General features: G+C 48.4%; 18 protein-coding genes and 10 tRNA genes. 4 read left to right on the forward strand and 24 right to left on the reverse strand.

What is annotated here, in order from left to right:
- Positions 1–174: 174 nt before the first annotated feature.
- Genes BIT28_RS09960 through BIT28_RS09970 form a run of 3 tightly spaced genes read left to right on the forward strand, consistent with a single transcriptional unit; the run spans position 175 to position 2,665 of the window.
- Positions 175–1,545, forward strand: coding sequence for a cytochrome ubiquinol oxidase subunit I (locus BIT28_RS09960; RefSeq protein ID WP_075763409.1), 1,371 nt, complete (start codon positions 175–177; stop codon positions 1,543–1,545).
- Between the two features lie 8 nt (positions 1,546–1,553).
- Entirely contained in the window at positions 1,554–2,552 is a 999-nt protein-coding gene (gene cydB, locus BIT28_RS09965) for a cytochrome d ubiquinol oxidase subunit II (RefSeq protein WP_075763410.1), read from the forward strand.
- Positions 2,552–2,665, forward strand: coding sequence for a DUF2474 family protein (locus BIT28_RS09970; protein ID WP_217696624.1), 114 nt, complete (start codon positions 2,552–2,554; stop codon positions 2,663–2,665). Before cydB ends, BIT28_RS09970 begins: the two co-directional genes overlap by 1 nt.
- Positions 2,666–2,761: 96 nt before the next feature.
- Here BIT28_RS09970 and BIT28_RS09975 read toward each other — a convergent pair whose 3' ends face one another.
- The 17 genes from BIT28_RS09975 to BIT28_RS10055 all read right to left on the reverse strand — a co-directional run bounded on the left by BIT28_RS09975 (position 2,762) and on the right by BIT28_RS10055 (position 14,609).
- Complete coding sequence (locus BIT28_RS09975) at positions 2,762–5,953, reverse strand: efflux RND transporter permease subunit (protein WP_075763411.1); 3,192 nt, start codon at positions 5,951–5,953, stop codon at positions 2,762–2,764.
- On the reverse strand, positions 5,953–7,053 hold the full coding sequence (locus BIT28_RS09980; protein WP_075763412.1) for an efflux RND transporter periplasmic adaptor subunit: 1,101 nt from the start codon (positions 7,051–7,053) through the stop codon (positions 5,953–5,955). The genes BIT28_RS09975 and BIT28_RS09980 overlap by 1 nt, the downstream gene beginning before the upstream one ends.
- 557 nt (positions 7,054–7,610) lie before the next feature.
- Positions 7,611–7,687 (reverse strand) — tRNA-Val (locus BIT28_RS09985).
- 23 nt (positions 7,688–7,710) lie between these two features.
- Positions 7,711–7,787, reverse strand: a tRNA-Val gene (locus tag BIT28_RS09990).
- Between the two features lie 52 nt (positions 7,788–7,839).
- A tRNA-Val gene (locus tag BIT28_RS09995) sits at positions 7,840–7,916 on the reverse strand.
- A 23-nt stretch (positions 7,917–7,939) separates the two neighbouring features.
- Positions 7,940–8,016: transfer RNA gene (locus BIT28_RS10000), tRNA-Val, on the reverse strand.
- 52 nt (positions 8,017–8,068) lie between these two features.
- A tRNA-Val gene (locus BIT28_RS10005) sits at positions 8,069–8,145 on the reverse strand.
- Between the two features lie 23 nt (positions 8,146–8,168).
- Positions 8,169–8,245 (reverse strand) — tRNA-Val (locus tag BIT28_RS10010).
- Between the two features lie 52 nt (positions 8,246–8,297).
- A tRNA-Val gene (locus BIT28_RS10015) sits at positions 8,298–8,374 on the reverse strand.
- A 23-nt stretch (positions 8,375–8,397) separates the two neighbouring features.
- Positions 8,398–8,474: transfer RNA gene (locus BIT28_RS10020), tRNA-Val, on the reverse strand.
- Positions 8,475–8,525: 51 nt separating this feature from the next.
- A tRNA-Val gene (locus BIT28_RS10025) sits at positions 8,526–8,602 on the reverse strand.
- A 23-nt stretch (positions 8,603–8,625) separates the two neighbouring features.
- A tRNA-Val gene (locus BIT28_RS10030) sits at positions 8,626–8,702 on the reverse strand.
- Between the two features lie 185 nt (positions 8,703–8,887).
- Positions 8,888–9,685: a ParA family protein gene (locus tag BIT28_RS10035; RefSeq protein WP_075763413.1), complete on the reverse strand. Its 798-nt coding sequence runs from the start codon at positions 9,683–9,685 to the stop codon at positions 8,888–8,890.
- Between the two features lie 65 nt (positions 9,686–9,750).
- A complete protein-coding gene (locus BIT28_RS10040; RefSeq protein WP_075763414.1) occupies positions 9,751–10,011 on the reverse strand; it encodes a DUF5062 family protein in 261 nt (86 codons plus the stop codon).
- A gap of 136 nt (positions 10,012–10,147) precedes the next feature.
- Positions 10,148–11,194: a DUF3080 domain-containing protein gene (locus BIT28_RS10045; RefSeq protein WP_075763415.1), complete on the reverse strand. Its 1,047-nt coding sequence runs from the start codon at positions 11,192–11,194 to the stop codon at positions 10,148–10,150.
- A gap of 94 nt (positions 11,195–11,288) precedes the next feature.
- Positions 11,289–12,659, reverse strand: coding sequence for an MATE family efflux transporter (locus tag BIT28_RS10050; protein WP_083651779.1), 1,371 nt, complete (start codon positions 12,657–12,659; stop codon positions 11,289–11,291).
- Positions 12,660–12,749: 90 nt separating this feature from the next.
- A complete protein-coding gene (locus tag BIT28_RS10055) occupies positions 12,750–14,609 on the reverse strand; it encodes a sensor domain-containing diguanylate cyclase (protein WP_075763417.1) in 1,860 nt (619 codons plus the stop codon).
- A 197-nt stretch (positions 14,610–14,806) separates the two neighbouring features.
- Between BIT28_RS10055 and BIT28_RS10060 the strand changes: the two genes are divergently transcribed.
- Positions 14,807–15,421, forward strand: a complete 615-nt coding sequence (locus BIT28_RS10060) for a riboflavin synthase subunit alpha (protein WP_075763418.1) — start codon at positions 14,807–14,809, stop codon at positions 15,419–15,421.
- Positions 15,422–15,504: 83 nt separating this feature from the next.
- Here the strand turns inward: BIT28_RS10060 and BIT28_RS10065 are convergent, their stop codons facing one another.
- The 7 genes from BIT28_RS10065 to hutI form a co-directional block, all read right to left on the reverse strand.
- A complete protein-coding gene (locus BIT28_RS10065; RefSeq protein WP_075763419.1) occupies positions 15,505–15,708 on the reverse strand; it encodes a CPXCG motif-containing cysteine-rich protein in 204 nt (67 codons plus the stop codon).
- Between the two features lie 324 nt (positions 15,709–16,032).
- Positions 16,033–16,686, reverse strand: a complete 654-nt coding sequence (gene hxpB, locus BIT28_RS10070; RefSeq protein WP_075763420.1) for a hexitol phosphatase HxpB — start codon at positions 16,684–16,686, stop codon at positions 16,033–16,035.
- 133 nt (positions 16,687–16,819) lie between these two features.
- Complete coding sequence (locus BIT28_RS10075) at positions 16,820–17,686, reverse strand: fructosamine kinase family protein (RefSeq protein ID WP_075763421.1); 867 nt, start codon at positions 17,684–17,686, stop codon at positions 16,820–16,822.
- A gap of 229 nt (positions 17,687–17,915) precedes the next feature.
- Positions 17,916–19,448, reverse strand: coding sequence for a histidine ammonia-lyase (gene hutH / locus BIT28_RS10080; RefSeq protein ID WP_075763422.1), 1,533 nt, complete (start codon positions 19,446–19,448; stop codon positions 17,916–17,918).
- Positions 19,449–19,473: 25 nt separating this feature from the next.
- Positions 19,474–21,186, reverse strand: a complete 1,713-nt coding sequence (hutU, locus tag BIT28_RS10085) for a urocanate hydratase (RefSeq protein WP_075763423.1) — start codon at positions 21,184–21,186, stop codon at positions 19,474–19,476.
- A 27-nt stretch (positions 21,187–21,213) separates the two neighbouring features.
- Complete coding sequence (hutG, locus tag BIT28_RS10090) at positions 21,214–22,242, reverse strand: formimidoylglutamase (protein ID WP_075763424.1); 1,029 nt, start codon at positions 22,240–22,242, stop codon at positions 21,214–21,216.
- Positions 22,232–23,464 (reverse strand): imidazolonepropionase, encoded by a 1,233-nt coding sequence (gene hutI, locus BIT28_RS10095; RefSeq protein ID WP_075763425.1) that lies wholly within the window; start codon positions 23,462–23,464, stop codon positions 22,232–22,234. Before hutI ends, hutG begins: the two co-directional genes overlap by 11 nt.
- Between the last annotated feature and the right edge of the window lie 199 nt (positions 23,465–23,663).

A 23,663-nucleotide genomic window follows, 5' to 3' on the forward strand; every position in this document is an offset into this window, starting at 1 on the left:
AATAATAAAACGCCTAATGATAGTTAATAGCGTTAATCGTACTGAAAATGTCCCAACGAATGCAGATAGATGAACCATAATTTAACTTTGATCGTATTAGCAGAATAGAGCTTTCATCACATGTACTACCTGAACCGGGCACCTTAATACGTTGGTTTGGGCTAAGGAGCAACTATGAATGAACTCGCAGTTGATCTGGCAAGGTTCCAATTCGCATTTACTGTTTCTTTCCATATCATTTTTCCGGCGTTCACGATTGGCTTGGCGAGCTATTTGGCCGTGCTGGAAGGTTTGTACCTTAAAACTGGTAAGCATAAATACATTGAGCTGTACCATTACTGGATAAAAATCTTCGCTATTAGCTTTGGGATGGGCGTCGTCAGCGGCATTGTGATGAGTTATCAGTTTGGTACCAACTGGAGTGTCTTTTCTGACAAAACCGGTCCTGTACTCGGACCCTTGATGGGTTATGAAGTCTTTACTGCCTTTTTTCTCGAGGCCGGTTTTCTTGGTGTGATGCTGTTTGGGATGAACCGAGTCGGGAAAAACCTACATTTTCTGTCTACGGTTATTGTCGCATTCGGTACCCTGTTCTCCGCATTCTGGATCCTTTCCGTAAATAGCTGGATGCAGACACCGGCGGGCTATTCGATGAATGAGCTTGGTCATTTTATCCCCGTAGACTGGTGGGCAGTCGTTTTTAATCCATCTTTTCCTTATCGTCTTGTTCATATGGTGCTGGCGGCATTCTTAACGACGGCATTTGTTGTGGGAGGAGTCGGAGCTTTTCATTTGTTGCGTTCTCAGAGCAATCATTTGGCACGAACCATGTTTTCAATGGCAATGTGGATGGCCGCGATAGTCACCCCTATTCAGGTGATTGTCGGTGATCTTCATGGCCTGAATACGCTTGAGCACCAGCCCGCAAAGGTTGCCGCAATGGAAGGGCATTTTGATACCCAAAAAGGGGCACCACTGATCTTGTTTGGGTTACCAAATGAAGAAGAGAAAACTGTTGATTACAAAATCGCGATTCCGCATCTCGGTAGCCTGATCCTCACGCATGAGTGGAATGGCGAGGTTAAGGGGTTAGATGCGTTTCCCGAGGATGAACATCCGCCAGTCGGTATCGTTTTTTGGAGCTTCAGGATCATGGTTGGGATCGGGTTTCTGATGCTAGCAATCGGCCTGACTAGTTTGTGGTTGAGGAGAAAAGACGAGCTTTACCATAATGAGTGGTTCCACCGCTGCTGCGTTGTTATGGCTCCGACTGGCTTTGTCGCCATTATTTGTGGCTGGGTGACCACGGAAGTAGGGCGACAGCCATATACCGTTTATGGGTTACTGAGAACCATAGACTCCATTTCACCCGTTAACGCTGCGGCGGTAAGTGTGTCGCTGGCGGCATTTGTTGTGGTGTACTTCACTGTTTTTGGTGCGGGTTTTTTCTACCTGCTAAGGCTGATGCGTAAATCGCCGACCAAGTATCAGGCGGAGCTGAAAGGCCAATCGGCTGTATCAACCACAACTGACCCAACGCTATAGGAGGCCATATGGATTACGCATTGATATGGTATATGCTCATTGCCATTGCGGTTTTCGCCTATGTTGCACTTGATGGATTTGATCTCGGGATTGGGATTTTGTTTATTGCCGGCGATTCAACCAAAGAGCGAGATTTGATGATGAACAGTATCGCCCCGGTATGGGACGGTAACGAAACCTGGCTGGTGCTTGGCGGTGGCGGTTTATTTGCCGTATTTCCTTTAGCCTATGCGGTGGTAATGCCTGCCTTGTATGCCCCGTTGATCATGATGTTGCTCGGGCTCATTTTTAGAGGGGTCGCATTCGAGTACCGTTTCCGGACCCGGCGCGGGCAATTTCTATGGGATAGCTCATTCTTTATTGGCTCATTGATGGCAACTTTCACCCAGGGCATGATGCTTGGCACCTTATTGCAAGGGATTGAAGTGGCTGACAGGCAGTATAGCGGAGGCTGGTTTGACTGGTTTACGCCTTTCAGCGTTTTTTGTGGGCTGGTCACCATAGCTGCTTACTGTCTGCTTGGTGCCTGCTGGTTATTGATCAAATTGCCGAAACCTTATCAGAGTCGCTATTACTCGACAGCCAAAAGGTGTGCCTTGATTATGGTGGTTATGGTTGGGATCCTGAGCTTGTGGCTGCCTTTGGGAAATAGCGAAATCGCTGAACGCTGGTTCTCATTTCCGCAGGCATTTTTGTTCTTGCTGATCCCGGCAGGGTCTGCTTATCTGGTGTACCTGCTGTTTAAAGATCTTATAGAACATAAACCTATTAAGGCATATCTGGCCAGCCTTGGTCTATTCCTGCTGGCCTCGCTGGGTTTTGGTGTTAGTACCTATCCCTATATTGTCCCGCACAGCCTGACTTATGCTGAGGCTGCTGCGCCTGATACCAGTTTGAAATTTCTGCTGGCTGGCGCGGTTGTGTTATTGCCGTTGATCATTGCCTACACGGCGTATTCGTATTGGGTGTTCCGAGGCAAGCTGAATGAAGATGAAGGGTACCATTGATGATCAATCCGTGTTTTAAACGCTGGCTGTGGTTTGTTGCGTTGTGGTTTTGCGGCGTGTTGGGTTTGTCACTGGTCGCGTTACTGATCCGCTGGGCACTGAATGTCGCCTAGGGCAGTTTTTTCCAGCTAGTTTAGCTAATTAAGGGTCAACACTCCGTGCACCCTGTTGCTTCAAGGTGCACGGAATTATAACGAAAGGAGAAGTGATTAGTAAGCTAGTTCCCTTTTCATAGGATTACCTTCTGTCTTTGTTGATACATCTTCTTCCATAATTTCGATCGTATCATCGGGCCTGAATGGGGGCTGATGCTGACTCTTTTGCTGCTTATCACGCCCTAGCATGAGCAGGCAAGGTGTCAAAATCAAGGTGAGCAGGGTCGCAAACGTCAGGCCGCCTGCTACTGCTGTTGCCAGCTGTGACCACCATTGGGTACTGGGCGCACCAAATTCTACTTTTCTGTTTAGTAGGTCAATGTTCATTTCCATGACCATGGGCATCAGGCCCAGCACCGTAGTGATGGTGGTTAGCATAACAGGACGTAAACGTTGGGCACCGGTATGCATTATGGCAACCGTTTTTTCATAGCCTTTTCGGCGCAATTGGTTATAGGTATCGATAAGAACGATATTGTTGTTGACTACAATACCAGCCAGAGAGATAACACCAATTCCAGACATTATGATGCCAAATGGACGCTGGAAGATGAGTAAGCCGAGGAAAACACCGACGGTTGAAAACAGCACGGCACTTAAAATCAGCAAGGCCTGATAGAAGCTATTGAACTGGGTGACAAGGATAAGTCCCATTACAGCTAGTGCGACAACAAAGGCTGATTGAAGGAACTGAGATGACTTATCCTGATCTTCGTTTTGCCCGCGAAGTTTGACATTAATATTATCAGCTAATGGCATATCATCGATAGCAGCCTGAACCTTAGGAAGTTCCAGGCTCAGGTTATAACCGGGGGTAACGTCAGCCATGACTTCCAGAACGCGTTTACCGTCAGTACGGCTGATCGTGTGCTGTTTTGGCGATGGCGCAATACTGGAGAAGTTAGTGATCGGGACTAATCCATAGAGCGTTTTTATCCTCAACTCATCAAAGCGGCCGATATCACGTTTGTCCTGTGGGTAGCGCACAAGTATATCGACTTCTTCATCAGTATCATCCGGCAGATACTCGCCGATTTTTAAGCCGTTAGTAACAAACTGGACAGTATTACCGACAAGCGTGGCATCACCACCAAAGCGAGCAGCATCATCGCGGTTAATTTTGATTTCCCAGTCGATCCCTGCCTTGTTACTGGTATCGGAAATATTGGTGAAGGCGGCCTGAGATTCTACCCAATGGCGGATCTGCCGTACGGCTTCGGTCATGTCTGAACTATTGGTACCGGCTACTTCAATGATCAGATCATGCTCACTCGGCGGCCCGGCATCCGGTGACTTGAATTCCAGCTCGACGCCGGCCAGATCATCGGTTTTGGTCCGAAGCTCGGCGATAATATCTTTGATAGGAGCACGGTACTGCCAGTCTAGCGGATTGAGTTGTATGTAGCCGATTTGATCTTCCCCGCCAGTTCGGGTGTAGACGCTGCTGATCCCCGCTGTACCGATGATCCTCGCTTCGATATCGCGCATTAGCTTATCTTTTTCATAAATCGACAAGTCGCCGTGAGAGCGCACTTTAAGCGAGAAGTGAGGAGGATCCACTTCCGGGAAGAATACGACACCGAGTCCAGCCTTCGCATAGCCAAAAGCAACGAGCACCGTGAACAACAGGGCACCAGCAAGTATTTTTAAGGGATGGCGAATTGCGATAGCCAGACTATTCAGGTAAAGCCGGGTAAGTCCTTTAGCTTTATCGAACTCACCTCGTTCGAGCGCCAACTTCCGTTGAAGCTCTTCTTTATTGTTCTGTTGAGGTTTGCCGATGACACTGCCAACCACAGGAACAAACAGGAGCGCCATAATCAGGGAGGCACTCAGTGTGGCTATCAGCGTTAATGGCAGATAGCGCATAAACTCCCCGGTAATATCCGGCCAGAACAGCATGGGGGCGAAGGCTGCCAGGGTTGTTGCTGTTGAGGCGGTAATAGGCCATGCCATGCGTTTCGCCGCTTCCCGGTATGCCTGTTTGCGTGGGGTACCTTCCAGCATTCTACGATCAGCATACTCAGTGACGACAATAGCACCGTCCACCAACATACCGACTGCCATGATCAGGGAGAACAGAACAATAATATTTACGGTAAGCCCGCTCATAGCGAGTATGAGTAAACCGGTTAAAAATGAGCCGGGTATCGAGATCCCAACGAGTAGGGCAGTTCGGGAGCCGAGGATTGCCAGTATGACAACCACAACCAGGACAATTGCCGACATGATATTGTTTTGAAGGTCGGCAAGCATGATTTTGACATCTTTAGACTGATCGAGAGTGTACTCAACCAGCAGGTTGTCGGGCCACATTGCCGTTTGCTGGGCTTCCTGAACCACAGCCTTGACTATTTCGACGGTTTCGATGATGTTCTCGCCACTTCGTTTTTTCACATCGAGCACAACAGCTGGCTGGCCGTTAAGGCGAGCGAAACTGTTTGGATCACGAAACGAGCGACGTACTGTGGCGATATCACCGAAAGTGATAACTTTATTGCCGTCTACCTTGATGGGCAGTTCAAGAATGTCTTTGAGCGAGTCGAATACCGAGGGAACTTTGACGGAGAATCGACCGTACCCACTATCAATAAACCCGGCAGCCACCACACGGTTGTTACGCGAGACGAGGTTGAATACGTCATTTTGGTCAAGGCCGTAGCTTTCCATTAGCAGAGGCTCTACAACCACCTCTACAACATCTTCCCGGTCGCCGGCAATATCGACTTCCAGTACCTGACGGTAGCTCTCCAGTTTGTCTTGAAGCTGCTGGGCAATTTGGATGATCGTTCTTTCAGGGACAGTACCATAAAGAACCATTGAGAGAACCGGATCAAAGCTTGCTATAGTCACTTCTTTTACGATCGGGTCATCGCTATCGGCAGGCAGTTTGGTTTTGGCGGTATCAACAGCTTCACGAACATCAACCAATGCCTCGTCAAGATCGGTCCCGACATTGAACTCAAGTACGACAGAGGCATAGCCTTCAGCAGCCGTCGCTTTCATCTCCTTGATACCTTCAATCGAACGAAGCTCTTTCTCCAGCGGGCGAACAAGCAGTCGCTCTGAGTCTTCTGGGCTGATCCCTTCGTGCGATACAGAGGTGTAGATAACGGGAATGGTTACGTCAGGGTTCGCTTCTTTGGGAACCACCTGATACATAATGGCACCAGCAATCAAGATCAGTATCAGCAATGTGATCATGGTGCGTGTACGGCTTAATACCGCATCGATAATCGCGAACATTATTCATTCTCCGCCTGATGCACCGGAATGACATTATCACCTGCACGTACAAAGCCCTGGCCGACAGTAATAACATCAACTTGATCGCCAACCCCACTGAGCCAGACGCCATCGGGTTCTACTTTGACAATCGCAATGGGAATAAAGTTGACGCGGTTATCGCTGGCTAGGATTTTAATGCCCAGATTACCTGACTCATCCAGTGCCAACATAGAAGGTGTTACTTTGATAGCCGATTGCTTATCAAGTTTAAGCTCGACATCAGCGCTGACGCCAGCTGCTAACTTCATGTCCGGGTTCGGGATCTCAATCTCAATGGCGAAGGTATTGGTTTGCGACGAGGCTACGCTGGCCTGATACCTGAGTTCTCCCTTAGTGCTGTAGCCATTGAGCAGTGAAATACGCGCTTTCTGCCCGGTATGGATCTGCTGGATATGGCGCTCGCTGACATCTGCACTAATTACTAAAGGATCGAGATCAACCACGGTTGCGACAGGATCGCCAACGCCAAGGTAGTCACCTTTTTCTATGTGCAGCGTCTCGACAATTCCGTCGAACGGCGCTTCGATCAGGGTGTTTTCCAGTGCCAGTTCCAGGTTTCTTACCGTGGCCTTTGCATCAATCAGTGAAGCTTCTGCCTGGCTTAATGCCACTTCGCCCTGTAGCCCGCGCTCGCGAAGAGATCTTGCCGCGTTGTGTTCCTTCTCACGAACCATTAATAAAGCCTCGGCACGTTTGAGCTGTAGCTCGCGATCAGCCTTGTTGAGCTGGATCAGTGGCTGGCCTTCGGTAACCCGTTGACCTTTACGAACCAGCAGCTTATCTACGGTTCCAGAAACCTCTGCTCCCAAGGTTGCCTGTCTGTCAGGAGCAGTACGCCCGTATAAGGATATAGAGCGTTGGGTAGGTTGCGATTTAAAGTTGGTCACAACGACTTTTGCTAATGGTGCTTGTTCTTTTTCACTAGGCTGAGAAGCTTCAGCTTGTGGTGCAGGTTCGGTTCCGGAGGTACCACTGAGCAGCCACAGTCCAATAGCAAGCAGGATAGCAAGAGAGATGATCCAAGGTTTTTGGGAAAGAAATCGGCGAACTGACATCATATATCACAATCCTTGTATGGCAGGTGGGACGATATCGAATGGATACCGTCCAGAGAATTTAGGTTGAGCCAATCGGCTGCAATATGATGCTTATATTATCATCATTGAATATCCGCTGGTGGTTTCGCATCTAGTAGCGATTACTAGCGGCGCATTCCATCGTTTGGATTAACTCTCTTATTATCAATGTATAAGTTAAAGTTATTGGATGATCTTCCTGAGAATTATTCTTTTTTAGAAGCATATCGCTTTCTAGGTTGATCTTTCTTATGAAATTTGCGTCATTTAGGGTGTTTTTTTCTTATTAAATTCCAGCGCACTTCAAACTTTTAATTTTGGTATTCATGAAATGAATGCTATGTAACCGAATACATTTTTGTTATCTGCCCGCTGGTATTTTTGCTTTGGCGAACTGATTTTCTAACTGCTGGGATTAAAACGGACAGCTTATATGCGGCATGAGGATTAAAGCTGAACTTGAATGATATGGTAGGAAGGTATGGGATCTTCGTTATAAACGAAAAAAGCCTGTTCCGAAGAACAGGCTTTCTTATGTATGGTGCGTCTGAGTGGACTCGAACCACCGACCCCCGCCATGTCAAGGCGATACTCTAACCAGCTGAGCTACAGACGCAAATTGTTATTCTCATCGAGAATTGGTACGACCGAGTGGACTCGAACCACCGACCCCCACCATGTCAAGGTGGTGCTCTAACCAGCTGAGCTACGGTCGTATCATTTATTAGTAGACTGCATTTATATCAAATAGGGCAGTGTACTGAAATTTGGTGCGTCTGAGTGGACTCGAACCACCGACCCCCGCCATGTCAAGGCGATACTCTAACCAGCTGAGCTACAGACGCAAATTGTTATTCTCATCGAGAATTGGTACGACCGAGTGGACTCGAACCACCGACCCCCACCATGTCAAGGTGGTGCTCTAACCAGCTGAGCTACGGTCGTATCATTTATTAGTAGACTGCATTTATATCAAATAGGGCAGTGTACTGAAATTTGGTGCGTCTGAGTGGACTCGAACCACCGACCCCCGCCATGTCAAGGCGATACTCTAACCAGCTGAGCTACAGACGCAAATTGTTATTCTCATCGAGAATTGGTACGACCGAGTGGACTCGAACCACCGACCCCCACCATGTCAAGGTGGTGCTCTAACCAGCTGAGCTACGGTCGTATCATTTATTAGTAGACTGCATTTATATCAAATAGGGCAGTGTACTGAAATTTGGTGCGTCTGAGTGGACTCGAACCACCGACCCCCGCCATGTCAAGGCGATACTCTAACCAGCTGAGCTACAGACGCAAATTGTTATTCTCATCGAGAATTGGTACGACCGAGTGGACTCGAACCACCGACCCCCACCATGTCAAGGTGGTGCTCTAACCAGCTGAGCTACGGTCGTATCATTTTTAGTAGACTGCATTCATATCGAATAAGGCAGTATACTGAAATTTGGTGCGTCTGAGTGGACTCGAACCACCGACCCCCGCCATGTCAAGGCGATACTCTAACCAGCTGAGCTACAGACGCAAATTGTGATTCTCATTGAGAATTGGTACGACCGAGTGGACTCGAACCACCGACCCCCACCATGTCAAGGTGGTGCTCTAACCAGCTGAGCTACGGTCGTACTGTTGTGTTCCTGAGAACAAGGAGGATATTAAACACTTCATTCTGGTGGTGCAAGTGCAAGTATCCAGAAAGTCAGAAAAAAGAGATTGTTTGCTTACAGTTTGTCCAAAGCGCGAGCCGAATCGGCAGTTGTGGGGAGTTTCGCGCTAATCAAGGTTCGATTAGCGCGTTTATAATGGCTTGTTATTGCTCGATTTCTGCTGTTTTATCTGCAGTTTCCTCGAGGGTATGGAAGAGCTCTTCGAATGTAATGGTCAGCTTATGGTTAGGCAGCAAATGGATCAGAGGTTGCTGGTGGTAGTGAGACTCTTTCATTTTGATCGAAAGCGGAAGGTAAGGCTCTAGAATCGGTAAACCGAGATCACTCAGATCGGCGATGATCTGGGCCGGGAAGTTGGCCTGGGCATTGAACATATTGACGATCACGCCTTCGACTTCCAGCTTGGGATTATGATCCTCACGAAGTTCAGCCACATTATTGAGCAAGGTGATCAGCGCTTGTTGAGAGAAGCTGTCACAATCGAAAGGAATTAACAGCCGCTTGGCTGCGATCAGGGCGGCCTTGCTGAAGAAGTTCAGGTTCGGCGGGGTATCGATATAGATCCGATCATAGCTTTTCTCGAGCTCGTCCAGGGCATCTCGCAGTTTGTAGATTTTATAGCGTCGTTCGAGTTCAGATTCTATTTTTTCGAGCTTAGGGCTTGAGGGAATAATATCAAGGTTAGAGAAAGGCGTGGGTTGCGGAAAGTCTTTGACCGGCGTCGATACTGAAAACCACCCGACAGTTTGATTAAGTAAATCAGCTACCGTCGTATTGCTATCGCTGTTGATATCATAGCCGAGGTAATGGCTGCTGTTGCCTTGTACATCGAGATCAATCAATAACGTTTTATAACCATTGGCTGCACTAAGTGCTGCCAAGTTTGCCGCGATGCTTGATTTTCCGACTCCACCTTTTTGATTGAATACTACCCGACGCATTGTTTCCTACCTTGGAATATGTGTAATTAGAATACGTTACCTGACGCTATTATGAGTCGCAATGCTTATTTGAGTAACTCGTGATCAGGGGGTAATAATCGTGAAATCCACAGCACTAACTTGTGCTTCATGTTAGGACCATCTTCCTGATTGGTTGCTAGCGGGGTAATTTGTTTCGCCTCGACTAAAAGGCGGTAGATGCATTCGACTTTGTCTTTCGGCGAGACCGTTTTGTCGAGGTCTCCATATCCTTGCTTTTTCGCAAACGCCATGCCGAGCTCTAGAGCTTTCTTAAGCAGTTTGGCTTCATTCTTGTGTTTCTTCATTGTTTGCTCCTTGCAATACGGATTTGCTGAGTTCACACAGCAGGATGAACTTAGCGAATAGGTATTGCCGAGCTTTCATCTTAGAGCGAACAGCGCAGAAATAACAGTATGATTTTATTCAAATACTGTGCAATCGCTAATTTTGCGTCCCGAGCTTGAGCTGGCATCGCTTGAAGGTCCGTTGCCAAAATTCCACATGCTTAAGGATAGCGTTTCTGAAGCTGGCATGCAGTTCACCGGCAACATAGCTTTGATAGTAGGCATTAAAGTGGGAAGAGACGGCAGACGGAGGCTGCAATATCACTTTCAGCGGGGTCTGAATTTGACTGTATTGCGAGTCTAGCTCTGCCAGGTAGGGCTGGATGTCCCCGACAAAAAAACGATGAAAAACATTACTGAGATAGACTGCTTTTTGCTGGTTACGGTTTGCACCACAGATGATGTTTGCTTCGTTGGATTCCAACAGGTGGGTAGATGCATTTAGCCAGTCCCGGGAGCGGGCTAGCGAATAGACAAGCTGGCCAAAATATCTATGGGTATAAATCTGCTGTTGGTAATCCAACAGGCGCTCGGCTTGCTTGGGCGGAACGGTAGCGCCATCTTGAAGCGTGTTATGAATGTACAGTAAGTAACGCATAGCATCATGGTTTGCGGCAAACCCCGGATTTTCAGCGAGGCCAAAAGGTTTATGATAAATTCGCAACTGTTTGCGCCATTCCTCGCCGGTAGTCAGCATATTCCATAAATAGACGGGGAGCTGTTGCTGTTTGAGCTGGTGAAGCTGTTTGAGCTCGGGAAGAATCTCTGCATCCTGGGGAAGGGTAGCGAGGCAGTGCTCCAAGCCATCCATGAATAGTAGTTCGTAGCGGAAGCGATGCGTTTTATCCTGTACTTTGCCTAGGATTGAATTTCTTTCGGCAATTAAGTGAAACAAACCGCACTTTCTTAGCTCATAGGCATCCAGTAACCCGATGCGAATGTCTTCAATGGGTAAGAGCAAATCTCGAATATCGGCCAACTGCGGAATGTCAGTATCCGGTTTTTCTGAGGGAGAGACTTCCAGTACGTTGGCCAGGCGTTCGTTGTAGGTTTCAAGGCTATCTTCAGCCGTAGTAAATTCGCACCCTGTAAGAGTGAGTAAAGCTATAACAACGATGGCGAAAAAGAAGGGTTTGTTTGGCATCACATAGAGTACTCGTTTTCTTCTATTATGGTGAATACCATGGAAAAAAGAAAAGGCGACACATGGCCGCCTTATGTTGAAAATGGAATTCTTTTTATCGAAGTGACATGGCTATCTGAGCATCATCGTCCTGTTTGTGAACCCAGTGCATGCGGGCACCCAGCATGATCGCAGCTGATGTCAGGCCAATAATGTTTCCGTACCAGAAACCATGAGGCCCCATTGGTTCTGTAATCCAGTCAGTCATTCCCAGGATATAGCCGATTGGCAGGCCGAGGATCCAGTATGCAATGAAGGTACGTACAAAAATGGCTTGCATGTCTTTGTACCCGCGCAAGGCACCAGCAGCAACAACCTGAATGGCGTCGGTGCACTGGTAGACAGCTGCCAGGAACAGCAATTGGCCTGCGAGTATCACAACGTCAGGGTTATCGGTATACAGTAGGGCAATATCTTCACGGAGAATAACCGTTAGCGCAGCAGTTGTCATCGACATCAGCAAGCCTATCAGAAGTCCGCAGTGGCTGGCGATTTTTGCTTCGGTAAGGTTCTTTTCGCCCAGCAGGTGGCCGACCCGGATACTAAGTGCGGCACCCAGGCTCATTGGCAGCATGAAGACTAATGAGGAGAAGTTAATCGCTACCTGGTGTGAGGCGACAACGATTGATCCGAGCGGCGAAATTAGCAAGGCAATAGCAGCAAACAATGATACTTCGAAAAATAGCGAAGCGGCGACAGGAAAGCCTAGTTTGAACAATCGCAAAATGGCTTTCAATTGTGGTTTATGCCAAGTGGTGAAAAGGCCGGCAGCCTTTAGTCGCTTGTTGACCAGTACATAGACCAACATAGAGAAAAACATCAGCCAGTAGACAATGGCAGTCGCCACACCACAGCCAACACCACCAAGCTCTGGTACGCCGAATTTACCGTAGACAAATATCCAGTTGAGCGGAATATTGGCGGCCAGGCCAATAAAGCCGATAACCATGCCCGGTACTGTCATCGACAGGCCTTCAGAGAAGCTCTTCAGGGTTTGGAAGAACAGAAAAGCCGGTACGGCAAACAGAACTGCGTGCATGTAGCCAATGGTTTTTTCGCCAAGCACGGGCTCTACATCCATCATATCAATGAGCATGCCTGCATTGTAAAGAACAAACATGATCGGTATCGAGATGACCAGCGAAAGCGCAAAGCCATGCTGAACTTCGAATGGTATTTTCTCTTTTTTACCGGATCCATTTAACTGGGCAACGACCGGAACAAGTGCAATCAGCAAGCCAACGCCAAATAGAATGGAAGGCAACCAGATGCTTGCCGCCACCGAAACTGCCGCCATATCGGTCGCACTGACGCCACCGGCCATAACGGTATCGACAAACCCCATGGATGTCTGGGCGACAGAGGCAATAAGCACTGGTATTGCTAGCTTGAGTAAGTGACGTGTTTCACGCCTGTAATTATGCACAGAATGCTCCTGAAGCAGAGAAAAGTAATACAAATAAACGAGGGAGGATTATAGCGCCTCGGAACGACGATACAATTGTTGTTGGAGTTATTACGCCAGATTCTTTGAGTTATACTGGGTATCAATAACTGCTTTGTTTTTGCCAGTTTGTTTGGCTTTATAGAGCATCCTATCAGCAATGGCATAGCAGCTCAATTTTCCGGGAACACAGTGAGTAGCACCGATACTGGTGGTAATCACAATTGATATGTCCTGAACCGTTAACGGCTCTTGTGCGAGCGCGTCGAAAATTTGGTCTGTTAATTGTTTGACTTGCTCTGCGTTTCTGCCTTCGGACCAGATGGCAAACTCTTCGCCCCCAATTCGTCCAATGTAGTCGCCATCTGCCAGGCAGCTTTGGCAACGTTTGGCAAAGTGCTGAAGAGCGAGGTCGCCGGTAACATGGCCAAAGTGATCATTTAACTGTTTGAAGTTGTCGATATCCAGAATAAGGAGCCAACCATCTGCGTTTTTGGTGGATTGCTCGAATTGTTCCCAGAAATGGCGGCGGTTCGCAATTTCGGTGAGCGGGTCGATATAAGCAAGCTCGCGTAATTGGTGATTGGCGATACTCAGCTCTTCTGTTCTGGCTCTTACTCGCTCCTCCAGTTGTAAGTTCTGTTCTTCGAGAAGCGCATTCAGCCGTTTGGTTTCCTGCTGCTGTTGATCAAGCTGGCGGATAGTTGATTCGATATGTGTGGTCATTTTGTTGAACGACTTTTCGAGCAGTCCTACTTCATCATCGCGATCAATTGTAATTTTCTTATCCCACTTTCCTTGGCTGATTTCCTCAGCAATCTTGGTTAGCTGGCGGATAGGTGTCAGTATATACCGTGTGCCTAATGAGCCGTAGTAGGTCGCAACGGCAATCATTAGCACAGTAATAATGATTGCATAGTGTTTTGCCTGTAGAAAGGCCGATGTTAGGTCTGATAACGGAGAGTAAAGCACAATTCGCATGGTACGTTTTGCGCTTAGGGGATATTCCGTATAGTGGCTAACCCAAGACTTGCCCTGGAAAGTGAACGGCAGCGTGGTATCAATATTGGTTTTATTGCTTTGAATAGCATGCTGTTCTATTAACGGCCAGAGCTTACTTAGCGTGTGTGACTGCGATGATTTTACGTTAATAAGCTGGCCTTCTATCGGGCTGTGTAAAGGGTTACTGCTGGCCAGGATTTGACCGTCTTCGTTAACGAGGGCAACGGTACTATTTTCGCTGGGCTTGGCTTTTATCAGTTCGTTGACCACGCTGGTGAGCGTGATATCAAGCCCCCATACCCCCATGATCTGGTTATTTTCATCCCGCATTGCCTTGGATAAAGTAATCCCCAGTAAGTTTTTATCTATGGCTCCCGGGTAAAGGTCACTCCAAATAGGTTTATCAGATGTAAGGGCCCGCTGGTACCACTGTCTTTCTCTGGCATCAAAGTGCTCCGAGGCAGAGATAGCAATTCCACCTTTTCCGTTATACAGGGTCTGATAGCTTGTTAGTGGCCCGGCTGCATTGTTGTCTGATTCCAAGCGAATGAAGTGTTTTTCCCAGTCTTGCCCAAGAGAGATTAACCCGCCTTTATTGTTGGCAAAGTACACATAGTCGATGGAGAAGTGATGGTTTAGTACATTGGACAAATAGACAATGAGTTTGTCGCGATCCTGTACAATAGCGGGCAAATCTGCTGCTATTTTTTGTTGGTGTTGATAGACAACCTTGGCTTCAGCAAAGAAGTTATCCAGCTGGTTGTATATAGTTTCGCTGGAATGGTGGTATAGCCTTTCAATGGTTTGCAGCCTGACCTGTTCAGAGCTGTGATACCATAACAGCCCTATAGGAATTGCCGTAAACAAAACCAGAAGCGTCAGGATTAACTGAATACGCAAGCCAAGGTTTTTAGAGAATTGCTTTAACATATTATACCCTTGGGCTATTCAGGAGTTGATAGGCTGTTATTGAATGCCTCGAAGGATATATTCTCCTGTCGATGGTTACAAATGTTATGGCTGTGTTTTATAAATTCTTTGATTAAGTTATAGGGTTGGCTGAGTAAGTTGCAGCCCTCTCATGCAGGGAATCAATCATTCCCTTTTGAATACGAACAGGAGAGATCATGTTTACCGGGATTGTTCATGGTACGGCCGAGGTTATTGAGATTGTCAAAAAAGAGCAGTTTCAAACCCATGTTGTTAGGATGCCGTCGCAGTTGTTGTCTGGGCTTGAGATTGGCGCCTCAGTGGCGCATAACGGTTGCTGCTTGACGGTAACGGCGTGCTCTGGTGACGAGGTTGCCTTTGATTTGATGCATGAGACATTAAAGGTAACGAACCTTGGTCTGCTGAAAGTCGGCGATGCCGTGAATGTTGAGCGAGCAGCAAAGTTTGGCGATGAAATTGGTGGCCATTCGATGTCGGGACATATTAACTTTTCGACAGAAATCAGCGAGGTTATCACCAGCCCGAATAACTGTACTCTCTGGTTCCAACTGCCTGAAGCTTACGCTAAGTATGTGTTACGCAAGGGGTACATTGGCATTGATGGTTGTTCATTGACGATAGGGGAGGTTAAAGACAATAGCTTCTGTGTTCATCTGATTCCAGAGACGCTTAACAGAACTTTGTTTGGCCGTCGCCAGGCTGGTGATATTGTGAACATCGAAATCGATCCTCAGACACAGGCCATTGTTGATACCGTTGAACGAGTGCTGGCGGCAAAAGAAAACGCCTAGTAGCGCTTTGTTTAATAACAATCCCTGCTGTTGCAGGGATTGTTTGTTTGAATGGGTATTCAGCCACCTGCCAGGGAGATTAGTTAGAAAATCTGTTCATCGTCGGCATCAACGAATAGATTAATGGTTTTATGCAACTCATCAACTTCCATCGTTAAATGAATGGCGTGGCAACATGCCGGACAATCATCGTAAAATTCTTGGCTACCTGCGCTTGCATCGAGGGTTATTCTAATATTATGTCCACAGTGAGGGCAGATAACCCCTTGTTCAGTATAGTTTTTCATAGTGTACTCCGTAGAGGTGCTGAGCACATAAAATCGGCTTCATTACTGATTTATAGGAATAATTGTATATAACTAAACTTTAGCGGCATGCATTCGTTTTTGCCGAGAATTAACTGTAAAGTTTGATTGGTCAGAAAGTTTCAAAGAAATAATGAATATTTTGTCAGGGATTGTGATTTTAGGCTGGATATTTTCTATTTTATAAGATTTATGTTACTTAACAAAATGTCAATTTGGGAACATTTCGAAGTGTAGTAGAGGTGCAAAAAGAGAGGTAAAGACAGAGCGATTTGTCTCTACCTCAGCATAGTAAGATCTGGTGTGTTACAGGCTAGTAATTAGCTGTTGGTTTACTTCGTGAAGCGAGGAAAGTTTTCTATCAGCAATCGCCCAGCGCGCATCATCGGCATAGGCTTTTTCCGGTACGGCAATACCTTTCATTTGTGCGGCTTTGGCAGCAAGCAAGCCGTTTACCGAATCTTCAAATGCGACACAGGCCTGCGGAGCGACACCCAGTTCATCGGCGGCATTGATGTAGACTTCCGGGTGTGGTTTGCCGTAGCGAAGGTGTTCGGCAGATAGTACTGCAGAGAACTTGCTTTCGAGGGAAAGGGCTTCCAGCGTTGACTGGATCAGACGCATTGGCGAAGATGAGGCAAGGGCAATTTTCAGATCTAGCTGTTCGCAGGTTGCCAGGGCTTCAAGTACACCCGGTAGCATCGGCTTATGCTCTTTGATTAGCTCTTCAACTCGCACCACAATCATTTCTGTTACTGTGGCACAGTCGAGATCTTGCCAAGGCTGTTTGGCATACCAAAACTCGACGACCTGATCGATGCGTAGTCCCATGGTTTGCAGGGTATCTTTTTGCTCAATTTGCACGCCTAGCGAAGAGAAAATCTCAACCTGTGCACGTTGCCAGAAGGGTTCCGAATCGACCAACAGGCCATCCATATCAAAAACAGCTGCTTGTAACATCAATATCTCTCAGTAAAAGTATGAACGAAAACAAGCCGAGAGCTCGGCAGGATAACCGGCCAAGTGCTCAGCTTGTAATTTTTACTGAAGATACCATATATCTTAGATAGAGAATAATCTCGAAGGCACCTGACTATTTGAGCAGGCCGAGTTTCTCTATCGAATGTTCAGCTTGGGCAATATAGCTACCGCCAAACAGGTTACAGTGGTTGAGCACATGGTAAAGGTTATAAAGCTCTTTACGCTCTTGATACCCTTCATCCAAAGGCCAGACAGACTGGTAACCCTCATAGAAGGTTGGCGGAAAGCCACCAAAAAGTTCGGTCATCGCAATATCACACTCGCGATCCCCCCAGTAACTGGCCGGGTCAAAAATAATCGGTCCGGTGACAGTAACGGCGGTATTGCCATGCCAGAGATCACCGTGGAGTAGTGATGGTTTGGGCTGGTGGTGCATCAAAAGATCGATGACTCGACTGGTTATGGTATCAATATTGCCCAAATCGATGCCTTTCTCCTGACAAATTTGCAACTGCCAGTCAATGCGCTGTTCGGCAAAGAATCGACACCAACGCCGACGCCACTTGTTCGGTTGCGGGGTTAGTCCGATATAATTGTCCCAGTCAAAACCGTATTCAGCCTGCTCGCCCCAGGAATGCAGCCTGGCAAGCTCTTGCCCGAGAGTATAGGCGGCATCGTTATCAAGCACTTTGGTTGGCAGGTAGTTTAAGACCAGAAATGATTTGTCGCGGCAGGTACCGAGGTGAATAAATTCAGGAACCTGTATGCAATCAGCTTCGTTAAGGACATGAAGGCTTTCGGCTTCCGTCTCGAAAATCATCAGTTGCTCACGATCATTGAGCTTCAGGAAGTACCGATCATTGCCATCGCCAATACAGTAGCATTCATTGATATCACCGCCTTCAAGAGGTTCCTTTTCAATGATTTTGAATGGTTTATCTAAAACTTCTGAAAGCTGGTGAGAAATCGCTTGCCACATAGCACCCTCCACGGCTGATCAAGATAATACGAGACTTTATAATTGTCTCATCAACATCTTAGTCTATTTATTGAGCAAATTACTGTGCGCTTATCAAGGTTTTAGCCTGTCCGAATAGGTGACGACTATTAAATAATAGTCAACTCAGCCTCAAAAAGTTGATTTAAAAGGATGACAAAATAATGAAAAAGCCGGAAAAGGTATTTTCCGGCTTTTGATTAGGTGGGGATTACAAGCTTGGCAGTAACTGCTCTGGCATCAGTGAGTTGTAGGTTGCCTCTTTAAGCAGTTGGTTTGCTTTTTCAATGTCCGGTGCGAAGTACCTGTCTTTATCATAGAAGCTAACACGTTCACGAAGCTGAGCTTTAGCCTGCTCGATGCGCTCTGAACTCTTGTTAGGGGTTCTGAAATCCAGCCCTTGCGCAGCAGCCAGAAGCTCTACGGCCAGGATACCACGGGTATTTTCTGCCATATCGGCCAGACGTCGACCCGCAAAAGTCGCCATCGAAACGTGGTCTTCCTGATTGGCTGACGTTGGCAGGCTATCAACAGAAGCGGGGTGGGCTAGTGTTTTGTTTTCGCTAGCGAGAGCTGCCGAGGTGACCTGGGCAATCATAAAGCCTGAGTTTACGCCGCCGTTGTCGACTAAGAAAGGAGGCAGTTTACTCAGGGCACTATCGATTAGCAGGGCCATTCTACGCTCGGAAAGGCTACCAATTTCAGCAATTGCCAACGCCAGATTGTCAGCGGCCATGGCGACAGGCTCGGCATGGAAGTTCCCGCCTGAAATGATGTCGCCATCGTCGGCAAATACCAGCGGGTTATCCGAGACCGCATTGGCTTCAACTTCCAGAATGTCGGCAGCGTGGCGGATCTGCTGTAGGCAGGCCCCCATTACCTGAGGTTGGCAGCGAAGAGAATATGGGTCTTGTACTTTTTCGCACTGCTGATGCGACAGGCCAATCTCGCTATCTTTGCTCAACATATGTCGATAAGCCGTTGCGGCATCAATCTGTCCGCGATGACCACGAACACGGTGTATTCGTGGATCAAATGGACGGCGGCTACCCAATGCCGCATCTACTGACATGGCTCCACAGACAGTACCGGAAGCATAAAGATCTTCTGCAGCAAACAGTCCCTCAAGGGCAAAGGCCGTAGAAGCCTGGGTACCGTTAAGCAAGGCCAAGCCTTCTTTCGGTGCCAGTGTAATAGGCTCGAGACCGGCGATTTTCAGTGCTTCTTCACCAGAGATCACCTTGCCCTCGAAGCGTGCCTGACCTTCGCCAAGCAGTACTGTGCTCATATGGGCGAGGGGAGCCAAATCACCTGACGCACCCACTGATCCTTTTTTCGGAATACACGGATAAACTTCAGAGTTCACCAGTTTCATCAGCGCATTGACCACCAGAGGACGAATACCCGAGTAGCCGCGAGAAAGGCTGTTGATTTTCAGAGTCATCATTAGGCGAACTGTTGCGTCGTCCATGAACTCACCGATGCCGGCGGCATGTGAGAGAACGATGCTGCGCTGAAGGGTCTCGAGATCTTCAACAGCAATACGGGTGTTGGCGAGTAGCCCAAATCCCGTGTTGATACCGTAGACCACACGATCTTCGGCGATGATTTGCTCAACGGCCTGAGTACTTGCCTGCATACCTTCCAGTGCTGACTCATGCAGAGACAGCTCGACAGGTTGACGGCTGATCTCGCGGAGTAGCTTCAGTGATAGCGTTCCCGGCTTGATTTCTAAATGGTACATACAACTTCCTTCTTGCTACCGTTGATTACTTTGATACTGACGGGGTGGTGATCATTGGCAAGTCAAGTCCTTGCTCTTTTGCACAGTTAATGGCGATGTCATAGCCTGCATCAGCATGACGCATTACCCCGGTAGCGGGGTCATTACGCAGAACACGACCAACACGCTCGGCTGCATCGTCACTGCCGTCACACACGATAACCATGCCTGAGTGCTGCGAGAAGCCCATGCCGACACCGCCGCCGTGGTGCAGAGATACCCATGTTGCGCCAGAAGCGGTATTAAGCAGCGCATTGAGGAGTGGCCAGTCTGATACGGCATCAGAGCCATCCATCATACCTTCGGTTTCGCGGTTCGGGCTGGCAACAGAGCCAGAATCCAGGTGGTCGCGGCCAATAACAATTGGCGCTTTCAGCTCGCCGTTCTTAACCATTTCGTTAAACGCTTTACCCAGACGAGCACGGTCTTTCAGGCCAACCCAGCAGATACGAGCCGGTAGTCCCTGGAACTGAATACGCTCACGGGCCATGTCGAGCCAGTTGTGCAGGTGAGGGTTGTCCGGGATAAGCTCTTTTACCTTCTGGTCGGTTTTGTAAATGTCTTCCGGATCGCCAGACAGGGCAGCCCAGCGGAATGGTCCGACACCTTCGCAGAACAGCGGACGGATATAGGCAGGAACAAAGCCCGGGAAGTCAAAGGCATTCTCAACCCCTTCTTCAAATGCCATCTGGCGGATGTTATTACCGTAATCGACTGTTGCAGAACCGGCTTTTTGCAGATCCAGCATCGCCTGTACCTGGATTGCCATTGACTGCTTGGCGGCTTTGACAACTGCGGCTTCGTCTTTGGTTCGCATTTCGGCAGCGTATTCCATGCTCCAGCCTTTCGGCAGGTAGCCGTTTAGAGGGTCATGCGCCGAGGTCTGGTCAGTGGTGGCATCAGGAACAATACCGCGCTCAACTAGCTCCGGATAGACATCTGCCGCGTTTGCCAGCAGGCCAACGGAAACCGGTTTGCCGGTTTGTTTCGACTCTTCAATAATTGCCAGTGCTTCATCCAGGCTGGTTGCCTTGCAATCGACATAGCCGGTGCGTAGACGATAGTCGATACGTGATTCATCGCATTCGACAGCCAGCATAGAGAATCCCGCCATTGTCGCTGCCAGCGGCTGAGCGCCACCCATACCGCCAAGACCACCGGTTAAGATCCAACGGCCTTTGGCATCACCGTTAAAGTGCTGTCGTGCCATGGCAACGAAGGTTTCGTAGGTGCCCTGAACAATGCCTTGAGAGCCGATATAGATCCAGCTTCCCGCTGTCATCTGGCCGTACATCATCAGGCCTTCTTTATCGAGCTCGTTAAAGTGCTCCCAGTTTGCCCAGTGTGGTACCAAGTTTGAGTTGGCGATCAATACACGCGGCGCATTGCTATGGGTTTTGAAAACACCAACAGGCTTACCGGACTGAACCAGTAAGGTCTCGTCGTCTTCCAGACGTTGCAATACTTCAACAATCTTGTCATAGCACTCCCAGTTACGGGCCGCACGACCGATGCCACCATATACGACTAGCGCGTGAGGGTGCTCGGCAACATCCGGGTGCAGGTTGTTCATCAGCATCCTTAGCGGGGCTTCTGTTAACCATGACTTTGCATTTAGTTGTGTCCCTGTTGGGGCTTTAATTGTTCTAGTGTCATCTAAACGTGGGTTTGATTGTTGTTGAGACGTAGATTGCGTCATTTGGCTCTCCTTGCAGTACCGATTCAGTTAGCGAATGGCACGGGCGATTGTCCAGGCTAACCTTGCGGCTAACCGTGCTGTTTGGTTATCGATATCGAAACGAGGGTTATACTCGGCAAGATCTGCAACCAGGATTTTGGATTCACCTTCCTGATTTTTGGCTGCAAGGATCGGCTCAAGCAGTAACTCGACGATATCAAACGGAACGCCGCGGGCAGCCGGTGCGCTTACACCGGGGGCCACTGCGGCGGGAAATACATCCAGATCAATGGTGAGGTAGAGGTAGTCACATTGATCGATAAATAGTTGAAGCTCAGCAGCTGTTTTCTCGATATGCTGATGCGTCAGCTTGGTGTCATCTTTATAGAGCACGCCTAGGCGATCAGCTTTGGCATACAGTGCCTGAGTGTTGCTGGTACGGCTCAGGCCGAGACAGGCATATTTAAAGGGCCAGTTTTGCAGCTGACAAAAGCGTGCTGCCTGATGGAAAGGGGTGCCTGAGCTACCCATCTCAGATTGATGTCCGGCTGGTGGGTTCCTTAGATCAAAATGGGCGTCGAAGTTGATGATCCCGACAGTTGGCGCTGGCTCTAAGCTTGGCTCCTCAAAGTCTTGGTCAGAGTCCGGATTAGCGACATGCTGCTTTTGCACCAGGTAATTGCCAATCCCCTGGAAGGTGCCCCAAGCCACCTCATGCCCGCCACCAAAGACAATCACTTTATGGCGCTGGCGCAGCGCTTTGCTGACATCTTCGCCCAAGCGATACTGAGCCAGTTCGAGGTTGCCGTCGTTACAGTTGATATCACCGCCGTCGTAGACGGGCTCGGTGTGGTGCCAGGCCAAGTTGGCCAGTGCTTTGCGAATCGCGACCGGCGCACCATAGGCGCCTGTACGGCCTTTGTTTCGGGAAACGCCTTCGTCGCAGGCAAAACCGAGTATCATGATCCCTTCTTCATTGGCCTGATCTGCTGGCTGTACTTTCTGGTGCCAGCGCAGACCTAGCTTGCCATCTTCAGGATCTCTCCGACCCTGCCACGGACTCATATCAATTGACATTTAACTGATCTCCATTCAGGGGAAAGACATGACCATCTACCACACGGGCAATGAGATCCGGCACACCAAGGCGGTATGACAGCTCTGCTGGTGTTTCGACCTGCCAGATAGCAAGATCGGCATCCATGCCAAGGGCAATTTGTCCACGAGCTTCCTGCAGACCCAAAGCCTGAGCGGCATTGCAAGTCACACCTCGCAAACACTCTTCCGGTGTGAGTCGGAACAGGGTACAGCCCATATTCATCATTGTGCGCAACGACGCAATCGGTGATGTACCTGGGTTAAAGTCGGTGGCGATAGCCATAGGTACATTTTGCTGGCGTAATTGTTCAATAGGCGGATATTGTGTCTCGCGCAAGAAGTAAAAGGCACCTGGCAACAGGGTAGCGACCGTATTGTTGGCTGCCAGGGCAGCAACACCGTCTTCGTCGAGGTACTCAATATGGTCAACGGAAGTTGCACCCATGCTTGCTGCCAGCGCACTGCCGCCCAAGTTGGAAAGCTGCTCGGTATGTCCTTTTATGCTCAGGCCGTGTGCTTTTGCTGCGGTGAAAACGCGTTGGCTTTGCTCGATGCTAAAGCCGATCCCTTCACAGAAGACATCGACGGCATCAGCCAGTTTTTCCCTGGCGGCAGCCGGGATGATTTCGTGACAGACAAATTTAATGTAGTCATCACTTTTGCCAGTGTATTCTGGTGGCAGGGCATGGGCCGCAAGAAGCGTCGTGGTGACTTTGATATCCGTCATTTCGCCGATACGGCGCGCAACCCGCAACATTTTCAGTTCGTCATCTATAGTCAGACCGTAACCGGATTTGATTTCGACGGTGGTAACACCGTCTTGTTTCAGGCCATTGAGGCGCTGGACTGCCAGTTCATAGAGCTCATCTTCCGAGGCTTCGCGGGTCGCTTTTACTGTTGACAGAATACCGCCTCCGGCCTTGGCAATTTCTTCGTAAGGAACGCCGTTTAGACGCTGCTCGAATTCGTTGGCCCGGTTGCCTGCGAAAATTAGGTGAGTATGACAGTCGATCAGTCCTGGAGTGACGAGTGCGCCATGGCAGTCGATAACATCAGGGTGGCCATGCAAATCTTCATGGTCAGCATGACCAGCAAACATGATTTTGCCTTCTCGGATGCCAATCATGCCGTTCTCTATGATTTGGTAACCAGCTTCTGGCTGCATGGTGACCATTTTTAGATTCGTCAGTACTCGATCCATGGACGTTTATCTTCAATGTTGATTATGTATATACAAATAAATAGACAATTATTGAGATAAACTCAAGATGTTATGTAAAGAAAATGTGATCAGAATTGTAATTATTGGCTGACAGTGAGTAAAAAACTGGTGATTGATCGGGAAAGTGATACTTCTCTTTGACGATTTATTGTATAGCCGTGGTGAGGAGGTGGCGTAG

It is taken from the genome of Photobacterium proteolyticum, from assembly GCF_001939735.1.
Classification (GTDB): Bacteria; Pseudomonadota; Gammaproteobacteria; order Enterobacterales; family Vibrionaceae; genus Photobacterium; species Photobacterium proteolyticum.

Bases quoted from the DNA above. Each gene is read 5' to 3' on its own strand.
- BIT28_RS10055 (WP_075763417.1), bottom strand. From the start codon at position 14,609: ATGTTAAAGCAATTCTCTAAAAACCTTGGCTTGCGTATTCAGTTAATC.
- hutU (WP_075763423.1), bottom strand. From the start codon at position 21,186: ATGACGCAATCTACGTCTCAACAACAATCAAACCCACGTTTAGATGAC.
- BIT28_RS10060 (WP_075763418.1), top strand. From the start codon at position 14,807: ATGTTTACCGGGATTGTTCATGGTACGGCCGAGGTTATTGAGATTGTC.
- BIT28_RS10075 (WP_075763421.1), bottom strand. From the start codon at position 17,686: ATGTGGCAAGCGATTTCTCACCAGCTTTCAGAAGTTTTAGATAAACCA.
- BIT28_RS09960 (WP_075763409.1), top strand. From the start codon at position 175: ATGAATGAACTCGCAGTTGATCTGGCAAGGTTCCAATTCGCATTTACT.
- BIT28_RS09980 (WP_075763412.1), bottom strand. From the start codon at position 7,053: ATGATGTCAGTTCGCCGATTTCTTTCCCAAAAACCTTGGATCATCTCT.
- BIT28_RS09970 (WP_217696624.1), top strand. From the start codon at position 2,552: ATGATCAATCCGTGTTTTAAACGCTGGCTGTGGTTTGTTGCGTTGTGG.
- hxpB (WP_075763420.1), bottom strand. From the start codon at position 16,686: ATGTTACAAGCAGCTGTTTTTGATATGGATGGCCTGTTGGTCGATTCG.
- cydB (WP_075763410.1), top strand. From the start codon at position 1,554: ATGGATTACGCATTGATATGGTATATGCTCATTGCCATTGCGGTTTTC.
- BIT28_RS10045 (WP_075763415.1), bottom strand. From the start codon at position 11,194: ATGCCAAACAAACCCTTCTTTTTCGCCATCGTTGTTATAGCTTTACTC.
- hutH (WP_075763422.1), bottom strand. From the start codon at position 19,448: ATGTACCATTTAGAAATCAAGCCGGGAACGCTATCACTGAAGCTACTC.
- BIT28_RS09975 (WP_075763411.1), bottom strand. From the start codon at position 5,953: ATGTTCGCGATTATCGATGCGGTATTAAGCCGTACACGCACCATGATC.
- BIT28_RS10035 (WP_075763413.1), bottom strand. From the start codon at position 9,685: ATGCGTCGGGTAGTATTCAATCAAAAAGGTGGAGTCGGAAAATCAAGC.
- hutG (WP_075763424.1), bottom strand. From the start codon at position 22,242: ATGTCAATTGATATGAGTCCGTGGCAGGGTCGGAGAGATCCTGAAGAT.
- hutI (WP_075763425.1), bottom strand. From the start codon at position 23,464: ATGGATCGAGTACTGACGAATCTAAAAATGGTCACCATGCAGCCAGAA.
- BIT28_RS10040 (WP_075763414.1), bottom strand. From the start codon at position 10,011: ATGAAGAAACACAAGAATGAAGCCAAACTGCTTAAGAAAGCTCTAGAG.
- BIT28_RS10065 (WP_075763419.1), bottom strand. From the start codon at position 15,708: ATGAAAAACTATACTGAACAAGGGGTTATCTGCCCTCACTGTGGACAT.